9 protein-coding genes are annotated in these 11,718 nt (G+C 69.9%); 8 read left to right on the top strand and 1 reads right to left on the bottom strand.

Annotation, left to right across the window (positions count from 1 at the left end; all coding sequences use genetic code 11):
- The first annotated feature begins 4 nt into the window (after positions 1-4).
- The 7 genes from mnmA (at position 5) to gatB (ending at position 9,503) form a co-directional block, all read left to right on the top strand.
- Positions 5-1,111, top strand: a complete 1,107-nt coding sequence (gene mnmA / locus ESP51_RS10015) for a tRNA 2-thiouridine(34) synthase MnmA (protein WP_241843095.1) — start codon at positions 5-7, stop codon at positions 1,109-1,111.
- Positions 1,112-1,272: 161 nt separating this feature from the next.
- Positions 1,273-1,974 (top strand): hypothetical protein, encoded by a 702-nt coding sequence (locus ESP51_RS10010; RefSeq protein WP_129520762.1) that lies wholly within the window; start codon positions 1,273-1,275, stop codon positions 1,972-1,974.
- 65 nt (positions 1,975-2,039) lie between these two features.
- Complete coding sequence (ligA, locus tag ESP51_RS10005) at positions 2,040-4,301, top strand: NAD-dependent DNA ligase LigA (protein ID WP_422386839.1); 2,262 nt, start codon at positions 2,040-2,042, stop codon at positions 4,299-4,301.
- 45 nt (positions 4,302-4,346) lie between these two features.
- Complete coding sequence (locus ESP51_RS10000) at positions 4,347-6,122, top strand: alkaline phosphatase family protein (protein ID WP_129520761.1); 1,776 nt, start codon at positions 4,347-4,349, stop codon at positions 6,120-6,122.
- Positions 6,123-6,157: 35 nt separating this feature from the next.
- A complete protein-coding gene (gene gatC, locus ESP51_RS09995; protein WP_129520760.1) occupies positions 6,158-6,457 on the top strand; it encodes an Asp-tRNA(Asn)/Glu-tRNA(Gln) amidotransferase subunit GatC in 300 nt (99 codons plus the stop codon).
- Complete coding sequence (gene gatA / locus ESP51_RS09990) at positions 6,454-7,989, top strand: Asp-tRNA(Asn)/Glu-tRNA(Gln) amidotransferase subunit GatA (RefSeq protein ID WP_129520759.1); 1,536 nt, start codon at positions 6,454-6,456, stop codon at positions 7,987-7,989. The genes gatC and gatA overlap by 4 nt, the downstream gene beginning before the upstream one ends.
- Complete coding sequence (gatB, locus tag ESP51_RS09985) at positions 7,989-9,503, top strand: Asp-tRNA(Asn)/Glu-tRNA(Gln) amidotransferase subunit GatB (RefSeq protein WP_129520758.1); 1,515 nt, start codon at positions 7,989-7,991, stop codon at positions 9,501-9,503. Before gatA ends, gatB begins: the two co-directional genes overlap by 1 nt.
- Before the next feature lie 57 nt (positions 9,504-9,560).
- On the opposite strand, the gene ESP51_RS09980 is transcribed toward gatB, so the two are convergent.
- Positions 9,561-10,859, bottom strand: coding sequence for an acyltransferase family protein (locus ESP51_RS09980; protein WP_129520757.1), 1,299 nt, complete (start codon positions 10,857-10,859; stop codon positions 9,561-9,563).
- A 139-nt stretch (positions 10,860-10,998) separates the two neighbouring features.
- Between ESP51_RS09980 and ESP51_RS09975 the strand changes: the two genes are divergently transcribed.
- The gene (locus ESP51_RS09975; protein ID WP_129520756.1) at positions 10,999-11,655 is read left to right on the top strand and encodes a hypothetical protein; all 657 of its coding nucleotides are present in this window, start codon (positions 10,999-11,001) and stop codon (positions 11,653-11,655) included.
- Positions 11,656-11,718: the final 63 nt, after the last annotated feature.

Here is an 11,718-nt window from a genome sequence, read left to right as displayed (position 1 = left end):
AACGGTGAAGGTTCTGGCTGCGATGAGCGGCGGCGTCGACAGCGCCGTCGCTGCGGCGCGCGCCGTCGACGCCGGCCACGAGGTCGTCGGCGTGCATCTCGCGCTCAGCCGCATGCCCGGCACATTGCGCACCGGCAGCCGCGGCTGCTGCACGATCGAGGACTCGATGGACGCCCAGAGGGCCGCGAACGTCCTCGGCATCCCCTACTACGTGTGGGACTTCTCCGAGCGGTTCAAGGCCGACGTCGTCGACGACTTCATCGCCGAGTACTCGGCCGGCCGCACCCCGAACCCGTGCATGCGCTGCAATGAGCGCATCAAGTTCGCGGCCCTCCTCGAGAAGGCCCTCGCGCTCGGCTTCGACGCCGTCGCGACCGGCCACTACGCCTCGATCGTGACGGATGCCGCGGGCAACAAGGAGCTGCACCGGGCGAGCGCCTGGGCGAAAGACCAGAGCTACGTGCTCGGCGTCCTCACCGCAGAGCAGCTCGAGCACGCGTACTTCCCGCTCGGCGACACCCCCTCGAAAGACCTCGTGCGCGCCGAGGCGGCTCGGCGCGGCCTCTCGGTCGCGCAGAAGCCCGATTCGCACGACATCTGCTTCATCTCCGATGGCGACACGAAGGGCTGGCTCGCCGAGCGAGTCGGCACCGCCACCGGCGACGTCGTCGACCGCACCGGCGCCGTCGTCGGGTCGCACGAGGGCGCGCACGCCTTCACCGTCGGCCAGCGCCGCGGACTCCACCTCGGCACCCCTGCGCCCGATGGCCGGCCGCGCTTCGTGCTCGAGGTGCGCCCGAAGGACAACACCGTCGTCGTCGGCCCGAAGGAGGCGCTCGCCATCGGCGAGATCGCCGGGTCGCGGTTCACCTGGGCCGGCGAGCCGCCGTCGGATGCCTCGACGCCGTTCGAGTGCGAGGTGCAGATCCGTGCACACGCCGACCCGGTGCCGGCCGTGGCGGTCGTCACGGGCGGCGAGCTCGTCGTGACGCCGCAGCATCCGCTCGACGGTGTCGCCCCCGGCCAGACGGCCGTCGTCTACGTCGGCACTCGCGTGCTCGGCCAGTGCACGATCGATCGCACGGTGAGTGCCGTGCCGGTCGACGCATGACGCAGCCCTCCGCCTGACGTACCGCTCTGCCTCACGTACCCTCCGCGAGAGGTGCCGATCGGCCGCCTGTCAAGGGCCCTGCGGCCCCGTGCCGGCGCGCGTAGATTCGTTGTGCGCCGCGGAGGAGCGCGAATCAGGCGGCGCCTGAAGGGGGAATCGCCATGACCATTCCAAGAGACCCGGACGAGCGCTATGACCGGCCCGCAGATCGGCCGGCAGACCTGCCCCCCGAGCTGTACACGGACTCGGCCGACGCGGCAGCTCGTGATCCGAGGACGATCCCCGCGGAACGGGCCGATGTCAGGGACGATGTCGTCGATCGCCAGCGCGAGCAGTTCGGCGGTGTCAAGATCGGCTCGGCCTTCTTCGGCTGGCTGACCGCGACCGGTATGGCGGTGATCCTGACGGCGCTCGTCGCCGCGACGAGCGCGGCGATCGGCCTCGGCATCCTCCAGGATCCCGAAGCGGCCGCAGAGGAAGCCACCCAGAACCCCGAGATGGTCGGATGGGTGGGCGGCGTCGTCCTGCTCGTCATCGTGTTCGTCGCCTACTGGTGCGGCGGCTACGTGGCCGGCCGGATGGCCCGGTTCAACGGCGTCAGGCAGGGAGTCGCCGTATGGGTGTGGGCGCTCGTGATCGCGGTCGTCGCGGCCCTGCTCACGTTGGCGGCCGGCAGCCAGTTCGACATCCTGGGTGACCTCGACGCCGCCCCGCGCATCCCCGTGAGCGAGGGGGAGCTGACCACCGCGAGCATCATCACCGCGATCGTCGTCGCGATCGCGAGCCTCGGCGGGGCCATTCTCGGCGGCGTCGCGGGCACGAGATACCACCGCAAGGTCGACAGCGCCGGGGTCGTCGTCTAGCAGGAGCACGATGCGGCGAGACCCCCGATGGCGCAGCCGTCGGGGGTCCTCCCTAGACTGTCGATGTGGTGGACGACGACATCGACCAGGGCATCAGCCTCGCCGACGCGGCCGACGAGGTGGAGCGCCTCACGATCCGCATCAACGAGGCACGCGACGCGTACTACGAGCGCGACACCGTCATCATCTCCGATGCCGAGTACGACGAGCTCATGCATCGACTCGAGGCGCTCGAACGCAGCTACCCCCAGCTGCAGAGCCAGGACAGCCCCACGCTGACCGTCGGTGGCCGCGGCGAGACCACCCTCTTCGCGCCCGTCGAGCACGCCGAGCGCATGCTGAGCCTCGACAACGTGTTCTCGCCGGGCGAGCTCGCCGAGTGGGCCGTCCGCGCCGAGGCGGCGGCGGCCAGGCCCGTGCACTGGCTCTGCGAACTCAAGATCGACGGCCTCGCGATCAACCTGCGGTACCGGAACGGCCGGCTCGTCACGGCGGCCACCCGCGGCGACGGGCGCGTCGGCGAAGACGTCACCGAGAACATCAGGTGGATCAAGTCGATCCCCACGAGGTTGGCCGGCACGGGGCATCCGCCACTCGTCGAGGTACGCGGCGAGGTCTTCTTCCCCGTCGCCGCATTCGGCGAGCTGAACGCCAAGCAGGCGGCGGCCGGTGAGCGGGAGTTCGCGAACCCGCGCAACGCCGCGAGCGGGTCGCTGCGTCAGAAGGCCGAGGGCAAGAACGCGGCCCAGCTCGAGCTCATGCGCGATCGCCTCGGGCGACTCCGCATGCTCGTGCACGGCATCGGCGCCTGGCCGAATCCGCCGGTCGCGTCGCAATCCGAGATCTACGCCCTGCTGGCCGATTGGGGCCTGCCCACGAGCTCGCACGTGCGCGTGCTCGACTCGGTCGGGGCCGTGCAGGAGTTCATCGCCTACAACGGCGAGCACCGGCACGCCGTCGAACACGAGATCGACGGCATCGTCGTGAAGATCGACGAACTCGCGTTGCACGACGAGCTCGGGGCCACGAGCCGCGCGCCGCGCTGGGCGATCGCCTACAAATACCCGCCAGAGCAGGTGAACACGAAGCTCCTCGACATCGTCGTGAGCGTAGGGCGCACCGGCCGCGCCACGCCCTTCGCCGTGATGGAGCCCGTGCGTGTCGCCGGGTCCGTCGTGCGCCAGGCGACCCTGCACAACCAAGAGGTCGTGAAGGCCAAGGGCGTGCTCATCGGCGACACCATCGTATTGCGCAAGGCGGGCGACGTCATCCCCGAAGTGCTCGGCCCCGTCGTCGAGCTTCGCGAGGGCGACGAGCGGGCGTTCGTCATGCCGACGGGGTGTCCCGAGTGCGGCACCACTCTGCGCCCGATGAAAGAGGGCGACATCGACCTGCGGTGTCCCAACGCGAAGAGCTGCCCCGCTCAAGTGCGCGGTCGCGTCGAGCACATCGGCTCTCGCGGCGCGCTCGACATCGAGGCGCTCGGCGAGGTGTCCGCGGCGGCGCTCACCCACCCGGCCGTCCCGAGCGAACCGCCCCTTCCGACCGAGGCCGGCCTCTTCGACCTCACCGTCGCCGACCTGTTCCCGATCGAGGTCGTCGTTCGCGACGTCGAGACCGGGCTGCCGAGGCTCGACGATGACGGAATCCCGGTCTATCGCGCGCCGTTCCGTCGCCAGCGCAAGCGCACCGATCCGCCCTACGATCCTGATTCGGGCGCAACCGACGGCGACGCGGCGAACGTGCCGTCGAAGGCGGCGTACGAGCTCGTGGCCAACCTCGAGCTTGCGAAGACGAAGCCGCTCTGGCGCATCCTCGTCGCTCTCAACATCCGGCATGTCGGCCCGGTCGCGGCCCGCGCCCTCGCCGACCACTTCGGCTCCCTCGACGCGATCCGATCGGCCGGTCGGGCCGAGCTCGCCGAGGTCGACGGCGTCGGGCCCACCATCGCCGATTCGGTGCTCGAGTGGTTCGGAGTCGACTGGCACGTCGAGATCGTCGAGCGGTGGGCAGCCGCCGGCGTGCAGTTCGCGACGCCGGGCCATCCCGGACCGGGTGCCGCGGCGGCAGCCGGCGGGGTGCTCGCCGGGATCACCGTCGTCGCCACCGGCTCGCTCGACGGCTATTCCCGCGAAGGCGCGCAAGAGGCGATCATCGCCGCGGGCGGCAAGGCGGCGTCGAGCGTGTCGAAGAACACCGACTTCGTCGCAGCCGGCCCCGGCGCCGGCTCGAAGCTCGGCAAGGCAGAGGCGCTCGGCATCCGGGTGCTCGACGCTGCGCAATTCGCGGTGCTCGTCACCCGGGGGCCCGCTGCGCTCGACGAGTGACCGTGGCATAGTGACCGTGGCACAGTGACCGAGGCGTGGGGGCACATGGCATCGAGCGACGAGCGCGACCCTGACCAGGGAGGCGAGCACGAGCCCGACGGCTCGTCGGGCGGCTCGACGAGGCGCGACTTCCTCAGGTTCGGCGGGGTCGCCGCTGCCGGGGCCGTCGTCGGCGGCGGCGCGGGCGCCGCGATCGGCGGTGCGATCGGGCACTCGCTGGGGTTCGCCGACGGCGTCGCCGACTTCACGCCGCTGAGCCCGAGGGTCGAGGCGGGGTTCGACCATCTCATCGTCGTGATGGGCGAGAACCGCTCGTTCGACAATCTCCTCGGTTGGCTCTACTCGAGCGACGACCTCACCGACGGGCGCCGCTTCGACGGGCTCGCGTTCGGTGACTACGGCAACACCGCCCCCGACGGCACGCACGTGGCGGCTCACGTCTACGAAGGCGCGACCGACGAGATCATGGGACGACCCGATCCCGATCCTGGTGAGGAGTTCCCTCACGTCAATACGCAGCTCTTCGGCACGATCGACCCCGTCACGAACGCCGAGCTCTTCGTCGAGCACATGGCGGCGCCGTACAACGCGCCGAAGTCCGGGAGCTCGCCCACGATGGACGGATTCCTCACCGACTATCACGTGAACTACGCGCGGCTGAAGAAGGGCGTCCAGCCCGACCCTGCCGAAGCACGGCAGATCATGGGATCGTTCTCACCCGAGATGCTCCCCGTGCTCTCCACGCTCGCGCGCGAGTTCGCCGTCTTCGACAGCTGGTTCTGCGCCGTGCCCTCGCAGACCTTCTGCAACCGCTCGTTCTTCCACGCATCGACCTCGCACGGGTTCGTCACGAACAAGCACGGCGGCGGCTACGACAAGTGGCTCGATGCACCCGAGGCGCCGACGATCTTCAACCGGCTCGAAGAGGCGGGCATCAGCTGGCGCATCTACTTCGACGAGATCCAGCTCGTCTCGTTCACCGGGGTGCTGCACGCGCCCGTGCTCGAGCAGTACTGGCGCACCGAGCGCTTCGCGACGATGCAGCAGTTCTACGCCGACGTGGGGAACGGAACACTGCCGGCCTACGCGTTCATCGAGCCGCGGATGATCTACAACCACAACGACTTCCACCCGCCGGTCGGCAAGCTGAAAGAGAGCGATGTCGACGGGCAGGAGGTCATCGACAGCGCGATCTCCGACGTTCGCGCGGGCGAGGCCCTCATCCACGAGATCTACTCGTCGGTCAGGGCCAGTGCCTCGTCGAGCGGCTCCAACGCCCTGAACACCCTGCTCCTCATCACCTTCGACGAGCACGGCGGATGCTACGACCACGTCGCACCGCCGGCCGCGACGCCGCCCGACGACGGCGTCGCCGGTGAGATGGGCTTCACCTTCGACCGGCTCGGATGCCGCGTGCCGGCCATCGCCGTCTCCGCCTACACGCGGGCGGGCACGATCGTGCACGACGAACTCCACCATGCCGCGGTCATCTCGACCCTCAGCAGGCTGCACGGACTGAAGCCGCTCACGCGGCGCGACGAGGGTGCGAACGACCTGTTCGCTGCGATCAACCTCGATGCCCCGAGGCATCCGGTCACCTGGCCCACGACCACCCCGCAGTACCTGCCGCCGAATCCGCAGGCCGCAGCGCCCCACCCCGGCCACGCCCACAAGGACAAGCCGCTGAGCCCGCCCGCCCGCGGGCTCGTCGGCCTGCTGCTCGCGCGATATGCGCCGGGCACCCCCGAGCCCGAGACGTACGGCGAGGCCTACGAACTGCTCCATCGGCACGGCGAAGGCCTCTTCGGCGCGCCCCGATAGAATCGGTGCATCCCATCCCGAACCGACGGAGCAGCATGTCCGAAATCAATGCGGAGCAGGTCGCGCATCTCGCGAACCTCGCGCGCATCGCGCTCACCGACGAAGAGATCGAGCACCTCACGAAGGAGCTCGTGCAGATCATGCACGCCGTCGAACAGGTGAGCGAGGTCGCCACCCCCGACGTGCCGCCGACGAATCACCCGATTCCGTTGCAGAACGTGTTCCGCGACGATGTCGTGGGGCACACCCTCACGGTCGACGAGGCCCTCTCGGGTGCGCCCGAGTCCGATGGAAGCCGCTTCGTGGTCTCGGCGATCCTGGGGGAGGAGCAGTGAGCGAGCACCTCATCCGGCTCACGGCCGCCGAGCTCGGCGCGCGCATCGCCGCGGGCGACGTGTCGTCCGTCGAGGCGACGCGAGCCCACCTCGACCGCATCGCCGCCGTCGACGGAGCCGTGCACGCCTTCCTCCACGTCGAGGGGGAGCGGGCCATCGAGACCGCCGCCGACCTCGACCGCCGCCGTGCCGCCGGCGAGGCCTTCGGTCCGCTCGCAGGCGTGCCGATCGCGATCAAAGACGTGCTCGTCACGAAGGGCATGCCGTCGACGAGCGGCTCCCGTATCCTCGAGGGCTGGATCCCGCCCTACGACGCGACGCCCGTGCAGCGCGTGCGCGACGCGGGTCTCGTGCCCCTCGGCAAGACCAACATGGACGAGTTCGCGATGGGCTCGTCGACCGAGCACTCCGCCTACGGTCCCACCCACAACCCGTGGGACCTCGAGCGCATCCCCGGCGGCTCGGGCGGCGGCTCCGCGGCAGCCGTCGCAGCCTTCGAAGCGCCCATCGCGCTCGGCAGCGACACCGGCGGCTCCATCCGCCAGCCCGCCCACGTCACGGGCACCGTCGGCGTGAAGCCCACGTACGGAGGGGTCAGCCGCTACGGCTCGATCGCCCTCGCCTCGTCGCTCGACCAGGTCGGCCCCGTCTCACGCACGGTGCTCGACTCGGCACTCCTGCACGACATCATCGGCGGATACGACCCGCTCGACTCCACGTCGATTCCCGAGCCGTGGCCGTCGATGGCCGAGGCCGTCAGGCGAGCGGATGTCTCCGGCCTGCGCATCGGCGTCGTGAAGCAGCTCGACTCCGAGGGCTTCCAGGCCGGCGTGCGCTCGCGCTTCCACGAGGCGCTCGAGTTGCTCGAGCGCAACGGAGCCGAGATCGTCGAGGTGAGCGCGCCGCACTTCGAGTACGCGGTCGCCGCCTACTACCTGATCATGCCCGCCGAGGCCTCGTCGAACCTCGCGAAGTTCGACTCCGTGCGGTTCGGCCTGCGGGTCACGCCCGACGGCGGCGGCACGGTCGAGCAGGTCATGGCCGCCACGCGCGAGGCCGGCTTCGGCCCCGAGGTCAAGCGACGCATCATCCTCGGCACCTACGCGCTCTCGGCCGGGTACTACGACGCGTACTACGGCAGCGCCCAGAAGGTGCGAACGCTCGTGCAGCGCGACTTCGACGCTGCGTTCACGACCGTCGACGTGCTCGCCACGCCGACCGCGCCGACCACGGCGTTCAAGCTCGGCGAGAAGCTCGACGACCCCCTCGCGATGTACCTGAACGACGTCGCCACGATTCCCGCGAACCTCGCCGGCGTGCCCGGCATCTCGCTGCCCGTCGGCCTCGCCCCCGAAGACGGATTGCCCGTCGGCATCCAGTTCCTCGCTCCTGCGCGGGAGGATGCGCGACTCTACAACGTGGGCGGCGCGCTCGAGCAGTTGCTGCTCGCCGAATGGGGCGGGCCGCTGCTCGACCGTGCGCCCGACCTCTCCCGACATGAGCTCTTTGCGACCGAGGAGGGCGCACTCTGATGGCGCGTGCTGAACTGATGGACTTCGACGCCGCGCTCGAACGATTCGAGCCGGTCATCGGCCTCGAGGTGCACGTCGAGCTGAACACCAAGACGAAGATGTTCTCGGCCGCGCCGAACCCCGCCAACGCGGAGTTCCACATCGCCGACCCGAACACGCTCATCACGCCGGTGTGCCTCGGGCTCCCGGGCTCGCTCCCGGTCGTCAACGGCCAAGCGGTGCGCTACTCGATCAGCCTCGGGCTCGCGCTCGGGTGCGAGATCGCGCCGTCGAGCCGATTCGCGCGCAAGAACTACTTCTACCCCGACCTCGCGAAGAACTACCAGATCTCGCAATACGACGAGCCGATCGCGTTCGACGGCTCGGTCGAGGTGGAGCTCGAGAACGGCCGCAGCTTCACGGTGCCGATCGAGCGCGCGCACATGGAGGAAGACGCGGGCAAGCTCACGCACGTGGGCGGGTCGACCGGCCGCATCCAGGGTGCAGAGTACTCGCTCGTCGACTACAACCGCGCCGGCGTTCCCCTCGTCGAGATCGTCACGCGGCCGATCATCGGCGCAGAGGCGGATGCCCCCGCTCTCGCGCGTGCCTATGTGGCGACGATCCGCGACATCGTGCGCTCGCTCGGCATCTCCGAGGCCCGCATGGAACGCGGCAACCTGCGCTGCGATGCGAACGTCTCGCTGCGTCCTCGCGGCCAGGAGAAGCTCGGCACGCGCACCGAGACGAAGAACGTCAACTCGATGCGGTCGGTCGAGCGTGCCGTGCGGTACGAGATCCAGCGCCAGGCGGCGATCCTCGCCAAGGGCGGCGCCATCATCCAGGAGACGCGCCACTGGCATGAAGACACCGGAACGACGAGCGCGGGCCGACCCAAGTCCGACGCCGACGACTACCGCTACTTCCCCGAGCCCGACCTGCTCCCCGTCGTGCCGACGCGCGAACTCATCGAGGAGCTCCGGGCATCGCTCCCCGAGCCGCCCGCCGCGCGACGCCGGCGTCTGAAAGACGAGTGGGGCTTCACCGACCTCGAGTTCAAGGACGTCGTGAACGGCGGACTCCTCGCCGAGGTGACCGAGACGATCGCGGCCGGCGCCTCGCCTGCTGCCGCTCGAAAGTGGTGGACCGGCGAGCTCACGCGCGTCGCGAACGCCGAGGGTCGAGACGCAGCCGAACTCGCGACGCCCGCACAGGTCGCCGAGCTCGCAGCGCTCATCGAGTCCGGAGTGCTCACCGACCGGCTCGCCCGCCAGGTGCTCGAGGGTGTCGCCGTCGGTGAGGGCTCGCCACAACAGATCGTCGACGCACGCGGCCTGGCCGTCGTGTCCGACGACGGCGCGCTCATCTCCGCGATCGACGACGCGCTCGCCTCCCAGCCCGATGTGCTCGCGAAGATCCGCGACGGCAAGGTGCAAGCTGCGGGCGCCGTCATCGGCGCGGTCATGAAGGCGATGCACGGCAAGGCGGATGCCGCGCGCGTGCGTGAACTCGTGCTGGAGCGCGCCCAGAGCTGACACGACGCGCGAGCGTTCCGACGCATTCCGCGGCGGAGAGCGATTCGCAACCGTGCTCTATGGAGTCACGGCGCTCGGGCCGCGCTCGCGCAGGCTCGCGCGGTGTGGACTCAGAAGCAGCACGGCCGCGCCGAGCACGAGCGCGCTCGATGCCGCGACCGCGAAGGGGAGTCCGAACACGATCACGCTGAACGACGGGATCACCATGAGTCCGGCCGCGAGCCCGGTCGAAACATCCGATGCGCCGTGAACAGGGGCGGATGAGGCGCGTTCCAACCCGCCGAGCAGCCACGCGATCACGATGAGCACACCGACCATGACGACGAAGATCAGCGGCCTCGTGAGCCACCACTCGGCAGAACCGGATGCCGGGGTCGGCACTGGCGTGAGCAGCAGGAGGCCGACGATGAGCGCGAGCACCGGCAGGTGCCACAGATAGATCGTCATCAGGCGCGAGCCGACCGTCGCCACGACGAACCGCAGCGGCCGCACGGCGGTGAGACGTTCCAGTGCCGGATACGCGAGCACCATCAGACAGGTCTGTCCGACGGCGAGAGCGACGATCGCGAAGGTCGGCGGATAGAGGTTGTCGAGCATGTTGCCGGGGTATCCGACGGCGACGAGGCCGAAGAGTAGCAGGTACGCGCCGGCCCCGAGTGCGGCGACCGTGGCGCGGGATCTGGCGCGGAACCATCCGTCGGCGATCCAGAACCCCAACTGCTGCGCGAACAGCCAGACGAACGTCATATCGAGGAGGCCGAGCGCCTCGATGCCGGTGGCGAATCGCAGGACATCGCAGAGCACGGCGCCCGTTGCCAGGGCGGCAAGCGTCCGCCAGGGAGCCTGAGCATGGAGGGTCGCGAGCCCCGGGAGATAGGCCTGCGCGAACGCGTAGGCCGCGAGGAACCAGAGCGGCGACGAGATGCCGAGGCCGATGAGACGAATGGCAGCGGGGTCCACGCCCGTGAGGTGCATCACGAGCACTCCGATCGCGAGCGCGGCGAACAGGGCGATCGACGGGCGCGCGAGCCTGAGAATGCGTGAGCGGATGTAGTCGGCCGCGGTTCCGCCAGAGGCCGCCAAGCGGCGCCACGCGCCGATCCCGGCGAAGCCGCCGACGACGAAGAACAGCGGCATGATCTGGGCGATCCACGACACCGGGCCGATCCAGTCCGTCTCGAGCAGGGGCCGCTCGACGACGAGGCCGCGACCGGGAACCACCATCGCGCCGACCATGAACATGTGGCCAACGACCACGACGGCGACGCAGAGCACTCGAACGAGGTCCATGACTGGATCACGGGTAGCCGCACCGGGGACGAGGCCCGCGGGATACGCTGCGCTCGACTCGCTCACGGCTCCTCCGGCGTGACTTGGCTTGCCTACTGCAAGTCTGGCACGAACACGATGCAGGGAGGCGGCGACACGGACTCACAGTCGGCTCAATGCTCGCAACCGTATATTGGGCGTCCCGACAACGAGTGAAGAGGACATCATGGGCTTCCTGGACCGCCTGTTCGGCGCATCCGACGACCGATCTGCACAGCCCGAGCGGCCAGTGCCGCCCGCGCCGCAGCTGAGCGAGGATGAACTGGCCATCGAGCGCTACCGCTACCTGCTCCGTACAGCTCCGCCCGAATCGATCGAGGCGGTGCACGCCGAGGCGTTCGCGAAGCTCACCCCTGAGCAGCGCGCCGAGGTCTACCGCACGCTCGCCGAGCAGGCGCCGCCGGGTGAACGCATCGCCTCCGACGAGCCGTCCGCGCTCGCCCGCGCCGCCACGCGCGCCGAGGTCCGCTCCCCGGGAACCATGGAACGCGCGTTCGCCGGCGGGAACGCCGCCGACGGCCGCGGGAACATGGGCGGCCCGTCGTTCGGCTCGATGTTCGGCGGTTCCATGCTCGGCGCGATCGCCGGCGTCGTCGTGGGTTCCGCGATCGCCCAGGCCTTCCTGCCCGACGCATCGTCCGCCGAGGCCGGCGCCGACACGGGCGGTGATGCAGGTGCCGACGCCGGTGCTGCCGATGCATCCGGTGCCGATGCCGGTTCGGCGGATGCATCCGGTGCCGATGCCGGTGGGTACGACGGCGGAGGCGGCTTCGGCGACTTCGGCGGTGGCGATTTCGGCGGTGGCGGCGACTTCGGCTTCTGAGCAGGGCGAGCGTGCCTGCGTGATGCAGGGGTCGATGACGGCGGCACGGGTTAGGGTCGCAGC

Origin of the sequence: Agromyces albus (genome assembly GCF_004134825.1) — a bacterium.
Classification (GTDB): domain Bacteria; phylum Actinomycetota; class Actinomycetes; order Actinomycetales; family Microbacteriaceae; genus Agromyces; species Agromyces albus.
The sequence above is the reverse complement of the archived record's forward strand: the minus strand, read 5'-3'. Positions and strand labels throughout refer to the sequence as shown.